Genomic DNA, 16,721 nt, shown 5'->3' with positions numbered 1-16,721 from the left:
TTTATGAGAGTTTTATAAGGCGCTGTAAAACTGCCTCTAACGCTTCTTTATTGATAGGTTTGGATAAAAACTCGTCCATTCCTACTAGCATACAAGCCTCGCGATCCTCGCTAGTATTGTTTGCCGTCAGTGCGACGATAGGAATGGCATCACCTTGCGCGCGGATAGCCTGGGTAGCCTGTAGCCCGTCCATCACTGGCATACGACAGTCCATTAAAATCAGCGAGATATCTTGTCGCTGTTCTTGTAATTTATCTAACGCTTGCTGCCCATCTTCTGCGACCACACTACGATAACCAAGCTTGCTTAGTATTTTGCAGGTTATTTTTTGATTGGTTGGGCTGTCTTCTACTACTAAGACCAATGGAGATGGGGCTTCACTGGCGAGTTTATTTGCTTCTTTTGCTAAATGCCTACCGTTATTTCTAAAGCTTGCTGTCTGGATAAGTTTTTTTCTTGCTGGTAACGTCAAGCGCAGCAACTCAGATAGCAGTAAATTAGCGTCCAACGGCTTGGTCAAAAACCCATCATATTTATCTAATAATACAGAGGGTATGCGGCGCTCAGGTTTGATACTAAACAGTATCTTTGGTAGTGATGAATGAGCGAGTAGTTTGTCTAACGCTTGCTGTCTCTCATGGTGCGTAAACACTTGATTTTCTGGTTTTAACTCTTTCATTTCTGAATGACTCAAATCTCCATCCTTTGACAATAAAGGACTGGATAGCGCAAAAGTAACGGCGTCATAATATTCATAATCGAGCAGCAACACAGGAGCGAGTGTCTGCTCGACCTGTACTAATTGGCTTACCAGCTGCTGTACAGTGGCCAAATCTACAGAAGTGTAAATGGTCGTTGATATCGATAAATACTCACACAAGTATTGCAAATGTTTGGCAACCAATGCTTGGTTCACGACTGCGATCAGGTGGATATGAGTTAAATGCTGACTACGATGATACACCGGTTGATAGTTTGGATGGCGACAAGGTAGGTACAGGTTAAAAGTGCTTCCGTTACCGATAGTGCTTTGCAGCTCAATAAAACCGCCTAATAACTGCGCAAAACTATTGGCATTATTTAAACCAATGCCTGTCGCATCGATGTTTTGTGCCATTTTACTATGAGTTTGACGATTACTTTGACGCACGTTAGTTCGTAGCTGGTTTTGTTTGTCGATGGCGATGCCACCACCTGTGTCTTTTATACTAAAACGTACCCAGTGAGATGACTGACTTGCCCTCATATTTTTGTTGGTAGGGAGCAAATAATCGCTATTTATTTGTGTGATTTGTTCATGGGTGACGCGATCGATAGTGAGCGCGATATAGCCCAAGGGTGTAAATTTTGAGGCATTGTTTAACAGGTTTAAAAGTATTTGGCGTAGACGCACCGCGTCAGTATCAATACAACGTGGACAATCGGGCGCAAAAAAATAGATCAACTCTAGCCCCTGCTGCCTTATATCGTCTAAGATCAAATCATTAACGCCTCGACTAAGTTTGTAAATGTCGACAGGCTCACTACTAAGGCGAGTCTTTCTTACCTCTACCTCGCCGATATCTAGCGTGTCATTGAGCGTCGTCAACATACTTTGACTGCTTTTAATCAATGTTTTTAGTATGTCGTGCTGCTTGTAAGACAAGGTTTTAGGGTTGATCGGTTCTAGGGTGTCGATCATAGTCTCTAATGGTACCCGTAGCTGATAACCGACAAGCGATCGGAGCGTTGCTAACTCATCAAGTTTTTGCTGTAGCTTTTGGTTTTGCTGCTGTAGTTGCGCGATTTGGGTGGTGAACTCGTTGATGTTATTGAGAATGACAGTAAAGTTGTGAACTTGCCCATGTTCACCAAACCATGGGGTGATGTGGAGCTGGTATATCTGCTGATTTTCTAGGCTGTAGACGGTTAAGGTGCGAGTGATACGCAAGTTGGATAAGGTTTGTAACAGGAGCTGCGTAAACTCATCTTTACCAGCAAAAAAATCCGTTAACTCATAGCTATCATCCTGTTGCGATGAGGAGTCGAATAGCTGCTCAAAGCGTTGATTAAAAAAGCTGATCTGACCATGGCGCATAATCATTAGCATCGGTAATGGCGCTTGCTCAACCAAACGCTCAAGACGGTGTGTTAAGGTTCTAATACGGTGATAATCACTGTGCAATTGATAGCTGACACGGCTCAACGCATGGCCTAAACGCAAAAACTCAGTCGCCGATTTTTTGGGCGAAAACGGGGGCGGCGTATAAGCGTCCTTTGCATGACCACTCAAATTATCACTATAAGCGAGCAGCTGGTTCCAACTGTTTTGACGACTGAGTATGTACAGTAAAGCGGTAATCAAAAATATGATCGCTATCATCAACGGTAGCCAGTAGTGATAAGATATCCAGTCGATAGCAAAAGGTTCGTGGCGCAATATAAGATAAATTTGATGACCACTTTTAAGCTTAATAGTGCCTGTAACGTTGTTGTTATTGAGCGTGTGCGCACTATAGCTACCGCTGTTAGCAGAAGAGGGGGTAATGGTAGGAAAGGTCACGGTCGCAAAAGCCGGCTCACCAGGACGAGCATGACGATGAATGTAAGTCTGTCCAGATGGCGTTATAAAAATCAGCTGATAGCTCGTGTCCTTAAAGGCAGGGTTATCTAGAATTTCTTTAATATCACGATTTAACAGCTCGTCACCGCTCGTGACTTTATGTTGTAACAAATAAAAGGTGTCGACACTGTGTTGTTCGCCATGCTTTTTTATCCCATAGAACATGTTGAAATAATACAGTCCTAACATGACCAGCAACGTCATTGCATAAAACGTGAGTAAGCGCTGTAAGGACTGAAACTGTTGCATGAAAGCGTGGCCCTATATTGACTTGAGTAAACGTGGCAGTTTTATAACAATTTTGGCAAAGTCGTGGATTTGCATAAGCCATTCTGGTGTTTTATTAGAGGTAGAGCGCTGCTTAATAAAGTACTGTTTTATAAGCATACCTACATAAAAGAGTACTTTGCTTGTTTTTTATTATAAAGATAAACAGCATCATTAGTAACGTCCGATTGCCGCTGTTACAATCATGGCACAACATGGCAAACTCACCTATAATGGGCAAATCGACCCTATATAATGCATGATTATGACGACAATTGCTTCTGCCCCAACTTTATCGACTTCCGCTACTACTGACAACTACCCATCTGGCACGCCCTTAAGGGTTGTGTTTGCGGGTACGCCTGAATTTGCCGCAACTAGTCTTGAGATGCTCATCAAGCAGCAAGAGGCACTAAATATAGATATCGTCGCCGTATATACACAGCCTGATCGTAAGGCTGGGCGTGGTCAAAAACTGGCGGCTTCTGCAGTCAAACAAGTGGCGTTAACTCATGATATTGCGGTTGAGCAACCAGCTACCTTCAAAAAGTCTGACGCCGCAGGTATGACAGCGCGTCAAACCCTGCGTACGTATCAACCCGATGTCATGATCGTGGCCGCTTACGGGCTGATTTTGCCGATTGGTGTTTTAACCACGCCAACTTATGGCTGTCTAAACATTCACGCCTCGTTATTGCCACGCTGGCGCGGGGCGGCGCCGATTCACCGTGCGTTATTGGCAGGAGATGGTGAGACGGGCATTACGATTATGCAGATGGACAAAGGCCTAGATACCGGCGATATGCTCTATAAAGTCAACTGTGCCATCGAAGCAAAAGACACAGCAGCGAGTCTCCATGACAAGCTGGCAGCGCTTGGCGCGACGGCCATCACTACCGTATTAAAAGACCTACCCAGCTATCAGGCGCAGGCCAAGGCTCAAGAAGACAGTCAAGCCAATTATGCCGAAAAGCTGGTCAAAACCGAAGGCGAAATTGACTGGACACAACCTGCTACTGCAATCGAGCGACAAATTCGCGGTTTGACCCCGTGGCCTGGCGCTTACACTTTCTTAGATGGGCAACGTGTCAAAATTTTAGCCAGCTTACCAGTAAATACCTCGCAGCAAACCGATAAACCAGCGGGCACTATCATCAGTGTAGGGCGCAAAGCGATTTTGGTCGCCTGTGGTAAAGACCATCACAACGACCCACTGGCCAGTACCTTAGCGATTACGGACTTACAGTTTGCAGGGGGTAAGCCGATGACAGCTGAACAAGTCTGTCATGGCAACCAGTTAAACGATGGTGATCAGCTCACGGGCGATTCCAAATAACATCACACTGTTTCATTTATCTTAGCAAAAGATCACTGAAGTATAATTTACTTAACCCCAACTCAGTTAATATAAGTCACTTAATATAAGCCACCCAACTTGCACAAGACGTGACCCATGAGGCGTCAAGGAAAATCAATTTAATGAGACAAACCACTACTGCGCCAAGAAACAATAAGCTCAAGCCATCAAGCAACCTTATCATGAACGGCAGCGTACGCGTGCGTGTGATTCGCACCTTGTTGGCGATTCAAAATGGTCAGTCGCTCTCAAGCGTGCTTGATCCATTGTTGAATAGTCTGCACGATGGGGATAAAGGCTTTGCCCATGCGCTATTGCTGACGACATTACGCCAGTGGTATGCGCTTTCGCGGTTGCTGGATACCCTAGCAGACAACCCTATTGATGAGGTTGAAGTGCGTACTACGATTCAAGTAGGGTTGGTGCAATTATTGTACTTGGAAGTGGCTGACCATGCTGCGATCCATGAAACGGTTGAGGCCGCAAAGGAGATCGAGTTTGCTCATGCTACTGGCTTGATTAACGCTATTTTGCGCAAAGTGGCTAAGAATCCAAATAAATTCCGTAAAAAGTGCAATAAAAACCACAGTCTGCCCAATTGGCTTGCTTATCAGCTTAAGCAGGACTGGAGCGAGCAGTATAACGAGCTCACCCAAGGCTTACGCCAATCAGCGCCAATGTTTTTACGAGTGAATACGGCGGTTACATCGGTCGATGACTATCAAAAAGAGCTGTACGGCGCTGAAATTGATACAGACTTGGTTGAGCTAACGAGTGGTTTTAACTTACCTCATTCTTCAGACACGGCGACTTTATCGACTCAAGCGCTACGTCTGCATCAAAGCACCGCAGTCAGTGCGTTGCCAAAATTTGCTGAAGGGGCTGTTAGTGTGCAAGACATGCATGCGCAACTTGCGGCACCTATCATTCATAAAGCATTAATAAATAAAATTGGTAATGATAACGACGTCACTGATCTCCATATTTTAGATGCTTGCGCCGCACCTGGCGGTAAATTGGCGCATTGGTTAGAGTTAATAAACTCGGCGGAACACTCGCCCTTGTTTCACGTGAAACAAAGCGATGCTGAAGCGGTGTCTGGGATTTCTAAAATCAAGCTAACCGCCATCGATAATGAAGCACCGCGTATCGAGCGTATTTATGATAATTTAGACCGTCTCAATTTAAAGCAGGAGAACCTAGAGCAAGCGGAGAAAAACGTCGCGCTTGATATCGTCTGTGCTGATGCCACCAGATGGCAGCATGGAAAAAATAAAAAAGCGGCTACCAATGAACCGGTATTTGATGCGATATTGCTTGATTCCCCTTGTACTGCAACAGGTGTGATCCGTCGCCATCCTGATATCAGTATCCTACGGGCTGAGGAAGACGTTGAGCAAACGGCTGTCTTACAAGCAGATATTTTGCACAATCTGTGGCCACAGCTCAAAGTAGGTGGTTATCTGCTCTATGTAACATGCTCTATTTTAAAGCAAGAAAACGCCCTGCAAATGCAGGACTTTATCAGCCATCATGATGATGCGGTCGCGGTTGAATTTACCGAGGAATGCAATTGGGGCATCGCACAAACCATTGGTCGCCAGTGCTTGCCAATTGATGGTATCAGTGGCGATGGCTTTTATTATGCGTTGCTGCATAAAGCTGCTGAATAAATCGTTTTTAAATATTGAATAACATCATTGTAGACAGGACAATCTAATGAAATATATCAGTACCCGTGGTCAGACAGCGCCGATGGATTTTAGTGATGTGCTTTTGATGGGGCTTGCCCCTGATGGCGGTTTGATGCTGCCTGAGCACTATCCGAACATCGACAGTGCTACGCTAGAGGAATGGCGTACGCTTAGCTATCCGCAACTTGCGATGGCAATTATGCAGCGCTTTGCCACTGATATTCCTACCGCTGATTTGCAGGACATTATTGAGCGTACTTACACCGCTGATGTGTTTGGTTCTGATGAGATTGTTCCTGTCCGCAAGCTTGAAGACAATTTATACATTTTAGGTTTATCAAACGGTCCAACGCTGGCATTTAAAGACGTGGCTATGCAGTTTTTGGGTAATGCCTTTGAATATGTGCTCAAACAAAAAGACGCGCGTATTACCATTATTGGCGCCACCAGTGGTGATACGGGTAGTGCGGCAGAGTATGCCCTGCGCGGGAAAGACAATATCGAAGTCTTTATGCTATCGCCACATGGCAAAATGAGTGAATTCCAGCGTGCGCAGATGTATAGCTTGACCGATGACAATATCCACAACATCGCTATCGATGGCATGTTTGATGACTGTCAGGATATCGTCAAAGCGCTGCAACAAGACGCGTCGTTTAAAGCCGCTTATAGCTTGGGTACGGTCAACTCCATTAACTGGGGTCGCATCCTCGCGCAGATTGTTTATTACTTTAAAGCTTACTTTGCCGTCACGACGAGCAATGAGGAAAAAGTCAGTTTTAGTGTGCCCTCAGGCAACTTTGGTAACATTTGCGCCGGTCACATCGCCCGTGAAATGGGGTTGCCAATTGAGCGCTTGATCGTTGCCACCAATGAAAACGATGTGCTCAATGACTTCTTTAATCAAGGTGCGTATCAGCCGCGCCCCACTGAAAAAACCTATGTCACCTCCAGCCCATCCATGGATATCTCTAAAGCCTCTAACTTTGAGCGATTTGTTTATCTACTGCTAGACAAAGACAGTACGCGCGTTCATGAACTGTTTGAAGGCGTAAAATCAGGCCAAGGTTTCGATTTATCTGAATTGATGGAAGCGGTTAACACCCGTTATGGCTTTGCGGCTGGCAAGTCTACTCATGATGGTCGCCTGCGAACCATTAAAGCGATTTATGAGCAGTATGGGGAGCTGGTTGATCCACACACCGCTGACGGTATCAAGGTCGCAAAAGAATTACAGTTAAAGGGTGAAATCATCGTTTGTGCAGAGACGGCATTGCCCGTTAAGTTTGCTGACACTATCGTGGAAGCGGTTGGCCAAATAGATATCGACCGTCCTAAACACACAGAAGGCTTGGAGAGCTTGCCACAGCACGTCGTAGTACTAGACAATAAAGCTGAGCTAGTCGCTGAACAAATCCGTCAGTACGTCGTACCAAACCCCGCTTAAACAAAGGGTGTGGATAAGCGTAGCGTCTAAGAAAGTCTTAAAGAAAGTATCCACATAAGGTTACACTATTGTAATAACTTGTTTATGATTGTGTTATCGTAGATATGATTGTAATATTAGAAATAGCGTCGGCGGATGTTCATTACGCTGAGCGCTTTTTTCGGAATAACACCAGCCAAAACAGCGATACATACTGTGGGTACAATAATGAAGATGCGCGTAAAAAAGATAGCAAAGGCCCTGTTGATCACGACATTTAGCAGTGCAATGCTGATGACCACCGCTCACGCTAACAATCCGCCACCCAGCATCAAAGCAGATGCGCCCAATCGCTACACTGTCAAAAAAGGGGATACGTTGTGGGATATCTCAGGACGCTACTTAGACAGTCCATGGCGCTGGAAAGAGATTTGGGCGACCAATAAACAAATCAAAAACCCACATCTTATTTATCCGAATGACATTCTTATCTTGTGTGTGATTCAAGGTAAGACGCTTGTTGGGGTGGACACAGGTGAGGGCTGTGCTGGGGTAGAAAAACAGTTAACGGGTGATGTGGTCGCGGGCACGGTAGCCGTGACTTCAACTGCCAATAGTATCCCACCTATCCCATGGTCAGCTATTCAACACTGGTTGGATAAAACGGTCATCGTTGATCCACAAGATTTCAACACCACCCCCTATGTTTTAGCTTCTAAGAACCGTAACTTAATTACTGCTGCTGGTGATAAGGTTTACGCCAAAGGCGTGCCGCTGATCGTCGGACAGCGCTATGGTATCTACCGTGAAGGTGAGCTATATGTCGAGCCTAAAACACAAGAAGTTATCGGTCTAGAAGTCACGCAAGTGGCAACAGGCTTGGTCACCTCTACAGAAAGCAATGGTGTCACCAGCTTACAGCTGACGGACAGTTACGGTAAAGAAGTGCGTGAAGGTGATCGCGTATTTGTTGAGCTAAATAACTCGATCCCGCCAGTGTTTTATCCAGCCCCAGCGACGGTCAGTCGTGGTGGGTTGATTGTACGCGTAATGGACTCAATCAGTTCAGCGGCAAAGGGTAGTGTGGTCGCCATCAACCTAGGGAGCACCCATGGGGCTAAACCTGGTGATGTCCTGACCGTTTATCAAAAAGGTCCCTTGGTACGCGATACCAAAGACAATGATATGCCGGTACGTTTGCCAAATGAGCCAAGCGGTATGGTCATGATCTTCAATACTTTTGACCATATTAGCTATGCGTATGTGTTAGATTCTGAGCTACCCCTCAACGTTGGTGATCAATTACTACCGCCGCCTTATCTGTAAACACATCACTGGTTCATTGGACGAGCCAATCTAAGCCCATTTAAGCCCGCTTGTGTGAGAGAAATGACTATGACAGCAGTCTCCTCTTTGTTAACCGACGATCAGCGTGCCATATTGGCGCTGTGGTATGAGGTGAATGCGTCATTATCTGCTTACCACAAGCTGCTTACCGCCTTTGGTCACGCACAGCTTGCTTGGCAAGCCAAAGTAGACGCGTGGCGGCAGTTAGGTATTCATCATACCCACCTTAAACGTCATGAACAGCCTGAGCAAACACGCGCCAATATCGATAAAATCCAGCAGGCGTTAGTCACCGGTCGGTATGGCCTAATATTCGCCGATCAGCCCGACTATCCCGCCCAGCTCCTACAGATTTATGACCCACCGCCCTTATTGTTTTACCGTGGTAATAGCACGCGTCTACAGCAAGCACAAATTGCTATCGTTGGTAGTCGAAAACCCACCGCCCATGCACAAAAAACCACTTTTGATATGGCGCAGTATTTAGCCCAAGCAGGTTATATTATCACCAGTGGTCTCGCTATGGGGGTCGATAAGCGCGCCCATTTAGGGGCTTTGGCGCAGGTGGATTCTGAGTACCAAGGTCGCACGGTTGGGGTGATGGGGACAGGCATTGATGTGAATTATCCCAATCACCATGATCAGTTATTTGCACAGATTGTCGAGCAAGGTGGCTGTATTATCAGTGAGCTGTTGCCCCATACCCCGCCGCATAAGCACACGTTCCCACGTCGTAACCGTTTGGTGGCTGGTCTGAGCTTGGCAACGATCGTGACAGAGGCGACGATTCAGAGTGGTTCACTTATTACCGCCCGCTTAACCTCTGAGCAAGGCAAGCAAGTCTTTGCGATACCAAGCCATATTGACAACAGCAATGCCGAGGGCTGTCATCATCTGATACGCGAAGGGGCCACTTTGATTTATCACCCTCAGCAAGTCATCGAAGATGTAAATAATCAGTTGGCTTACGGTAGCCTTGTACGTCAAGCAGAAAACCTTTCTAATTCCCCTGTATCTAGCACCACTGATCCTCGATCGGAAGTTCAACAGCCGTCTCATGCTGTGGGTAGAGATAAAGCCGCTGCCACAGATAACAGCCAGCTATTGGCATCTAATATCAAATCTCAGCGTAGCGCTATCTCCGTACCTGCGCACCTAACGGCAGTTTACGAGCAGCTCGACTGGCATGGACAAGATTTGGATGCACTCATCATTGCCACTGGACTCATCGCACCGCAGCTGATAGGACAGTTAATGGAGCTTGAGCTATTAGGCGTTATTCACGTACAAGGTGGGCGTTACTTACGCGTTTAGAATGACAGCTCTGTGTTTCTACCAGTATGGTGCTCAGATCATTGCCGCTAACTGAGGCGTGCGTCTGTTGTGTTATTATTGGTGCTTATCTTTATATCATGATGATTTATTCAAACTATGAACCACTCTGCTTCCATCACTACGTCTTCTACCATTCAAGCGGCTAACTGTCTAAAAGCAGGACAGCTGCTTGCTTATCCAACCGAGAGCGTGTGGGGGATAGGCTGCGACCCCTATGACAAACAAGCGGTTGAGCGTATTTTAGCCATCAAACAGCGCCCACAGTCCAAAGGGATGATTGTTATTACTGACAGTGTAGAGCGTGTGTCACCTCTGCTAGCACCGTTAAGTGAGGCGCAACGTCACCCCATGCTCAAGAGCTGGCAAACGGATAGTGAGCATGTAGAATTACAATATAAGCAAGCGCATACTTGGTTGGTACCTATCCCGCAAACACTGGCTACCACTATTCCGCCTTGGATAACTGGCCAACATCAGACCGTGGCAATTAGGGTGATCGCCCACCCTCTAATCCGTGAGCTGTGCCAACAGCTAGCCGGCGCTCATAATCCATTTGGTTTGCTGGTTTCCACCAGTTGTAACCCATCAGGGCAACCGCCAGCTAAGACTTTTTCTGAAGCGTATGCTTATTTCAGCGAGCAAATCAGCTACTTGCAAGCCGAGACGCTCGGTTACACGTTGCCCAGCCAAATTCGTGATGCCACCACAGGCTTAATCATTCGTTAAAGGATGGGGGTGATCTCTCCAGTAGGGCCGCACAAACCTTAGCTTGCGGTTAAGATACCGTTGGTTTTTATACTCGTCTTAGCGTTCTTTGGTATAGTTAACCTACTGTTGTATAGGGTAGGGCTTTACCAAAAGTATGTAAAAGTCCTTTTGATATCACCATCAAAAAAGCAGACGATGGTGATAAAGGCTCAAGGCTTACTGAGTGATAAACAACCAATGCAGGGAGTAGGGCATGAATATTTTAATCAGCGGTGGCTCGGGGTTTTTGGGAAGCGCGTTCAGTAAGGAGATCCTAAAACGCTATCAGAGTGCAGATACAGACCTACATATTACTTGGTTAACACGTGATAATAGTCAGGCGCATCCCAACGATATCCAAATGATGACTTATGACGAGCTTGCACAGACTGATCTGGGCTTTGATGTTATTTTAAATTTAGCGGGTGCGGGTATTGCTGATGCGCGATGGAGTGATGAGCGTAAAGAGCAGTTGCTCGCCAGCCGTATTAAGCCGACCGAGTCCATACTCGAATTTATCGCTCGCACGAGTACTAAACCTAAGTTGCTGGTCAGCGGCTCAGCCATTGGCTGGTATGGTACCCAAGGCGATAAACCGCTCAACGAAAACAGTGGTTTTGAGCCAGATTTTGCCCATCGATTGTGTGATGAGTGGGAGCAGTTAGCCTTAGAAGCAACCAATTATGGCGTCCCTGTGGCTATCTTACGTACGGGTGTGGTCATTCATCCTGACGGCGGTATGCTTGGTAAGCTTTTAACGCCTTTTAAAATGGGTGTCGGTGGGCAGCTAGGCGACGGCAAACAAATCATGAGTTGGATCAGCCGTGAGGACTGGGTGGGGGCTGCGATATTTGTCATTGAGCAGCATCTTAATGATGAAGCTGATGGTGGGCTAATCGATACTGGGAAAATGGATACGGAGAGCGTTGAGCGCGCCGCCACCGTTGACAATACCTTACCGACTGCAAATGAGACACCAGCGGCCGTATATAACCTTACGGCTCCTAATCCAGTGACCAATCATACCTTTACCAAAACAGTGGGAGCGTGGCTACATCGCCCCACCTTTTTTACCTTACCAGCGTTTTTACTCAAGCTTATGTTTGGTGAGATGGCAACCTTGTTGATTGACGGACAAAAGGTGTTACCGCAAGCGCTCGTTGACTCAGGTTATACGTTTAGACAACCAACGCTCAAACAGGCATTAGAAGAGCAGGACTAGGGAAGTTAGGATTGTTTCATGTGAAACATAATAGGTGAATGTAACACTTGTGAAAACCTCTACCATAAAAAAATAGTAGAGGTTTTTTATTGGTCACTAGAGGCGCGCTTTACTACGCGGCTAACTGACTTTGTGCGCTAATGGCGTCTCGTACGAAGCGAGCAAAGCCATCAATGATGTTGCTTGTTTCTTGAGCAAGGCCCTCATGAACGCTCATAAAATGAATAAAACCATGCGGTGCACCAAGTACTGTACTTGTCTGGACTGGGATGCCATGCGCTTTTATTTGCTTGGCATAAGCAAATGCTTCATCACGCAAAACATCTAACTCAGAAGCAACGATATAAGTGGGGCACACTTTACGGTTATCACCGAGCATTGGCGCGTTCAGCACATGCTGGCGTGGTAATGAGCTGTTTTTGAAACAAGCTGCGTCAAATACCGCCACGTCAGCATGATCTAAGAGTAGACCTTCACCATACAACTCCCAGCTTGGGTAGTCCGTTTCAATATCCGTAACAGGATATAAAGGCATTTGCGCCAGTGACTTGGGTAGGCGCTCTAATAAGTCAAACGTCTTTTGACCATTCGCTCCTAAGTCGAGCCACGCGCTTTCAGTTGGCGCGGTAAGCTGCTGAGCAAGCAGGGTGCATAGTCCGCCACCCGCACTATCGCCTGCTAGGACAATATGCGACGGTGAAGCGTTTAGGGTATGGCAGTGCTTAGCCAGCCAAGCATAAGCAGTAATACAGTCTCTCAATGCGGCTGGAGCAGGGTTCTCAGGAGCCAAGCGATAGTCAACACTGACGACTGGCCACCCAGTGCGCGCGCAAACGGTGTGGCAGAACTCATGATGAGTATCGATATCACCAATACAAAAACCGCCCCCATGAAAAAACATCATCACCGTTTCATCAGGATTTTGTATAGGGCGTTTTTTAAAGCCAATACCATTAGAGCGAGATACCGTTTGATAGCAGCGAATCGTCATGTCGCCATCATCAGCATTGGCAATGATTTTGTCTTCCCAGCAGATAGGCGTATCACCTTTTTGGGTAAAGCGTTTGATATTGCTGAGCACACTCCCACTCGCTTGTTTCCATACTTTTGGTGCTTGCATGGCCACAGCATCAGCGGCAAATTTTTCGCGCAGCTCACACATTGGCGTGAGCTCTAGTGGGGTTTTAAGCTGACTATTTATCGCGAGAATCAAACGTAAATGCGCATCGGCATGGAGATATTGTTTTGACGTTGGCCCTTTTAAATAACCGACCATGCGCTCTAATAAAGGGGTAGGTAGGTAGCCCAAGGCTTTCATAGCGTGGTGCAATGTATGCGGGTGACGGTTGGGTATTGAAGCGTAGCCGAGCATTTTTTCTTTCACGGTCAGGCGTTTTCGTTGAGCGTTTTCGTTGATTACATTGTTATTAACATTAGCAACATTATCGACTTGGTCTATCGATGCAAGTTTCAACGTAAACAACGCTTTGTTCAATAAGGTATTGACTGATAAAACGGTCGAATTAGACATAACACTTCTCATCAATAATAGTTAGTATCTGCAATCTCACAGTCGCGTATGCTTTAACGTGAGTTTTACGATATTTGTAGCAATCATAAAGTAATGAATAAAAAACTGCGTATGGTTTGGTAATGGTTTGGAAAGTAAACGTAAACGTTTTGGAATTGAAAGGAGGTTTTGTTCATTTGGTTAGCGAATACCTCTATGGATTGACACTTAACAAACGCCTGACGAACGTTTTACTGCCCATTTAAAACGTATTTGTAGTAAATGGGAAAAATTCCTACGCTTTAGGCTTGAAATTTGTCCCCATCACCTTTATCAAGCAGCTAGTAAAGCGCATTAATAAAAACAATGAGTAATAACGGTTAAGCATCCAATAAATAAGAGCGCCGTGACTAGCGGTGAGCGAGTTTATTGTGTCTAACATTAATGGTCATTATTAAGATTCCAAGGAGCTATCATGAGCGAGAATAACACCAACCACGAATCACCTAAGCAAAATGTGGCGCATGATAATGTTGATCACAATGACAGTATTTTAGAAGAAACCATGCAAGAGTTTGATCCACAAAATGCATCAGAAGAAGACATGACGATCGAAAATGAAATCGATCTCGACACCTTTAAGGCCCGCATTGCTGAGTTAGAAGGCGAAGTTAAGCAGGCCAAAGAAGGTACTGCCCGTGCCAATGCAGAAGCGTACAATGCGCAAAAACGCATGGAGCAAGAAGCCGATAAGAGCAAAAAATTTGCCTTGCAAAAATTTGCGAAAGAGTTGTTAGAGATCGTCGACAACTTAGAGCGTGCCATTGAAAATGCTGATGCCAATGACCCAGTCGCTGAAGGGGTACAATTGACGCATAAAGCGCTGGTAGCTGTACTAAACAAAAATGGCGTAGAAGCCGTTGATCCACAAGGTGAAAAATTCAATGCGGACTTGCATGAAGCGGTCGGTATTGATGCAGACGCAGAAGCGGACACGGTTGGAACAGTGCTGCAAAAGGGCTATAGCTTAAATGGTCGTTTATTACGCCCAGCGATGGTTCGTGTCGGCCAATAGGTTTTTAGCGTGAAAAACCCTACTCATATGAAGGTTTTTCACAAAAAGTCACATGAAACACAGTTTTTGCTTGATTATTGACTTGAAAAACGCCATAAGAAAACCGATATAAAGCAACAAGTGACCGACTATGGTCTGAAGATACAAAGATTTATATTTAAAACAATTAGGAGTAATTCATTATGGGTAAAGTAATTGGTATTGATTTAGGTACAACCAACTCATGTGTCGCAGTCATGGAAGGTGACAAAGTTAAAGTCATCGAAAATGCTGAAGGTACACGTACCACACCATCGATTGTCGCCTATAAAAATGACGAAATTTTGGTTGGTCAGTCAGCCAAGCGTCAAGCCGTCACCAATCCAAACAATACATTGTTTGCGATTAAGCGTTTGATTGGTCGTCGTTTTGATGACAAAGTTGTGCAAAAAGACATCGGTATGGTGCCTTACAAAATTGCCAAAGCTGATAACGGTGATGCATGGGTAGAAGTTAACGGCAAAAAGTTAGCGCCACCACAGGTTTCTGCTGAAATCTTGAAAAAAATGAAAAAAACAGCAGAAGATTATCTTGGTGAGAGCGTGACCGAAGCGGTTGTAACGGTACCTGCTTACTTCAATGACTCACAGCGTCAAGCCACAAAAGATGCGGGTAAAATTGCAGGTCTTGATGTAAAACGTATCATCAACGAACCAACTGCCGCCGCTCTTGCCTATGGTATGGACAAAAAGCAAGGTGATAGCACCGTTGCAGTTTATGACTTGGGCGGTGGTACCTTTGATATCTCAATCATCGAAATTGCTGACGTTGATGGTGAGCAACAGTTCGAAGTACTAGCAACCAATGGGGATACTTTCCTTGGTGGTGAAGATTTTGATTCTGCTTTGATTGACTATCTAGTTGATGAATTCAAAAAAGACCAAGACGTTAACCTAAAAGGTGACTCATTGGCGATGCAGCGTCTAAAAGAAGCGGCAGAAAAAGCCAAAATTGAGCTATCAAGTGCCCAAAGCACCGAAGTAAACTTACCGTACATCACCGCTGATAGCAGTGGTCCTAAGCATTTGGTTGTGACGATCAGTCGCTCAAAACTAGAAAGTCTCACCGAAGACTTAGTACAGCGCACGATGGGCCCTTGTAAAATTGCTCTTGAAGACGCTGGCCTAAAAGTGGGTGATGTCGATGATGTGATTTTAGTGGGTGGTCAGACGCGTATGCCACTTGTACAGCAGAAAGTACAAGAGTTCTTCGGTCAAGAACCACGTAAAGATGTCAACCCTGATGAAGCAGTAGCAGCAGGGGCGGCGATCCAAGGGGCGGTATTGTCTGGCGACAAAACTGACGTATTGCTACTTGATGTCACACCATTGACGCTTGGTATCGAAACGATGGGCGGGGTCATGACGCCAATCATTGAGAAAAACACCATGATTCCTACTAAGAAATCACAAGTGTTCTCAACGGCTGAAGACAACCAGCCAGCAGTTACCATTCAGGTTTATCAAGGTGAGCGTAAAATCGCCAACCAAAACAAACAGCTTGGCCGTTTTGATCTGACTGACATTCCACCAGCACCACGTGGTCTACCGCAGATCGAAGTGACTTTTGACATCAACGCTGATGGCATCATGAACATCTCAGCGAAAGACAAAGGGACTGGTAAAGCACAAAGCATCCAAATCAAAGCAGACTCTGGTTTGTCGGATGAAGAAGTCGAACAAATGGTTCGTGACGCTGAAGCCAATGCGGCAGAAGATGAGAAGTTCGCTAACCTAGCGCAAGTGCGTAACGAAGCGGATGGTCGTATCCATGCCGTACAAAAAGCACTAAAAGAAGCAGAAGACAAAGTGACTGATGAAGAAAAATCAACAGTAGAAACGGCTATTGCTGAGCTTGAAACAGCGGTGAAAGAAGATGATCATGATGACATTAAAGCCAAGCTTGAAGCGTTAGACAATGCCTTCTTACCAATCAGTCAGAAGATCTACGCTGATGGTGGTGCAGGTAGCGAGGGCATGGATCCAAGCCAGTTCCAACAAGGGGCGGACGGTGCTGAAGACAACAATCAAGCCAATGACGATGTCGTTGATGCAGAGTTCACTGAAGTAGACGATGATAAGAAGTAATATCTCTTAACAT

At 45.7% G+C, this 16,721-nt stretch carries 11 protein-coding genes; 9 read left to right on the top strand and 2 right to left on the bottom strand.

Annotated features, from left to right (window positions below; translation table 11 throughout):
- Position 1 precedes the first annotated feature (1 nt).
- Positions 2–2,851, bottom strand: a complete 2,850-nt coding sequence (locus B2P60_RS11665) for a response regulator (RefSeq protein ID WP_286741507.1) — start codon at positions 2,849–2,851, stop codon at positions 2–4.
- Positions 2,852–3,134: 283 nt separating this feature from the next.
- Here B2P60_RS11665 and fmt point away from each other — a divergent pair, with 283 nt between their 5' ends.
- From fmt to B2P60_RS11630, 7 genes are all read left to right on the top strand, one after another.
- On the top strand, positions 3,135–4,205 hold the full coding sequence (fmt, locus tag B2P60_RS11660; RefSeq protein WP_286741505.1) for a methionyl-tRNA formyltransferase: 1,071 nt from the start codon (positions 3,135–3,137) through the stop codon (positions 4,203–4,205).
- A gap of 143 nt (positions 4,206–4,348) precedes the next feature.
- A complete protein-coding gene (locus tag B2P60_RS11655; RefSeq protein ID WP_286741503.1) occupies positions 4,349–5,899 on the top strand; it encodes a transcription antitermination factor NusB in 1,551 nt (516 codons plus the stop codon).
- Between the two features lie 46 nt (positions 5,900–5,945).
- Positions 5,946–7,367, top strand: a complete 1,422-nt coding sequence (gene thrC, locus B2P60_RS11650; RefSeq protein ID WP_286741502.1) for a threonine synthase — start codon at positions 5,946–5,948, stop codon at positions 7,365–7,367.
- A 207-nt stretch (positions 7,368–7,574) separates the two neighbouring features.
- Entirely contained in the window at positions 7,575–8,672 is a 1,098-nt protein-coding gene (locus tag B2P60_RS11645) for a LysM peptidoglycan-binding domain-containing protein (RefSeq protein ID WP_414706669.1), read from the top strand.
- Between the two features lie 69 nt (positions 8,673–8,741).
- Positions 8,742–10,007 carry a DNA-processing protein DprA gene (gene dprA / locus B2P60_RS11640; protein WP_286741498.1) on the top strand — a complete coding sequence of 422 codons (1,266 nt, stop codon included), beginning with the start codon at positions 8,742–8,744 and terminating at the stop codon, positions 10,005–10,007.
- Between the two features lie 117 nt (positions 10,008–10,124).
- Positions 10,125–10,754, top strand: coding sequence for an L-threonylcarbamoyladenylate synthase (locus tag B2P60_RS11635; RefSeq protein WP_230710386.1), 630 nt, complete (start codon positions 10,125–10,127; stop codon positions 10,752–10,754).
- A gap of 235 nt (positions 10,755–10,989) precedes the next feature.
- Entirely contained in the window at positions 10,990–11,997 is a 1,008-nt protein-coding gene (locus B2P60_RS11630) for an epimerase (protein WP_286741496.1), read from the top strand.
- A 112-nt stretch (positions 11,998–12,109) separates the two neighbouring features.
- Here the strand turns inward: B2P60_RS11630 and B2P60_RS11625 are convergent, their stop codons facing one another.
- Positions 12,110–13,528 carry an alpha/beta hydrolase gene (locus tag B2P60_RS11625; RefSeq protein WP_286741494.1) on the bottom strand — a complete coding sequence of 473 codons (1,419 nt, stop codon included), beginning with the start codon at positions 13,526–13,528 and terminating at the stop codon, positions 12,110–12,112.
- Positions 13,529–13,982: 454 nt separating this feature from the next.
- Here B2P60_RS11625 and grpE point away from each other — a divergent pair, with 454 nt between their 5' ends.
- Both grpE and dnaK read left to right on the top strand, forming a co-directional pair.
- On the top strand, positions 13,983–14,582 hold the full coding sequence (gene grpE, locus B2P60_RS11620; RefSeq protein WP_286741492.1) for a nucleotide exchange factor GrpE: 600 nt from the start codon (positions 13,983–13,985) through the stop codon (positions 14,580–14,582).
- 182 nt (positions 14,583–14,764) lie between these two features.
- A complete protein-coding gene (gene dnaK / locus B2P60_RS11615; protein ID WP_286741490.1) occupies positions 14,765–16,708 on the top strand; it encodes a molecular chaperone DnaK in 1,944 nt (647 codons plus the stop codon).
- Positions 16,709–16,721: the final 13 nt, after the last annotated feature.

The sequence above is a fragment of the Psychrobacter sp. UBA3068 genome, assembly GCF_002366815.1.
Taxonomy (GTDB): domain Bacteria; phylum Pseudomonadota; class Gammaproteobacteria; order Pseudomonadales; family Moraxellaceae; genus Psychrobacter; species Psychrobacter namhaensis.
This window is presented reverse-complemented; position numbering and strand designations above follow the sequence as displayed.

Coding starts and splice junctions, on each gene's coding strand:
- B2P60_RS11665 (WP_286741507.1), bottom strand. CDS start 2,851: ATGCAACAGTTTCAGTCCTTACAGCGCTTACTCACGTTTTATGCAATG.
- fmt (WP_286741505.1), top strand. CDS start 3,135: ATGACGACAATTGCTTCTGCCCCAACTTTATCGACTTCCGCTACTACT.
- B2P60_RS11655 (WP_286741503.1), top strand. CDS start 4,349: ATGAGACAAACCACTACTGCGCCAAGAAACAATAAGCTCAAGCCATCA.
- thrC (WP_286741502.1), top strand. CDS start 5,946: ATGAAATATATCAGTACCCGTGGTCAGACAGCGCCGATGGATTTTAGT.
- B2P60_RS11645 (WP_414706669.1), top strand. CDS start 7,575: ATGAAGATGCGCGTAAAAAAGATAGCAAAGGCCCTGTTGATCACGACA.
- dprA (WP_286741498.1), top strand. CDS start 8,742: ATGACAGCAGTCTCCTCTTTGTTAACCGACGATCAGCGTGCCATATTG.
- B2P60_RS11635 (WP_230710386.1), top strand. CDS start 10,125: ATGAACCACTCTGCTTCCATCACTACGTCTTCTACCATTCAAGCGGCT.
- B2P60_RS11630 (WP_286741496.1), top strand. CDS start 10,990: ATGAATATTTTAATCAGCGGTGGCTCGGGGTTTTTGGGAAGCGCGTTC.
- B2P60_RS11625 (WP_286741494.1), bottom strand. CDS start 13,528: ATGTCTAATTCGACCGTTTTATCAGTCAATACCTTATTGAACAAAGCG.
- grpE (WP_286741492.1), top strand. CDS start 13,983: ATGAGCGAGAATAACACCAACCACGAATCACCTAAGCAAAATGTGGCG.
- dnaK (WP_286741490.1), top strand. CDS start 14,765: ATGGGTAAAGTAATTGGTATTGATTTAGGTACAACCAACTCATGTGTC.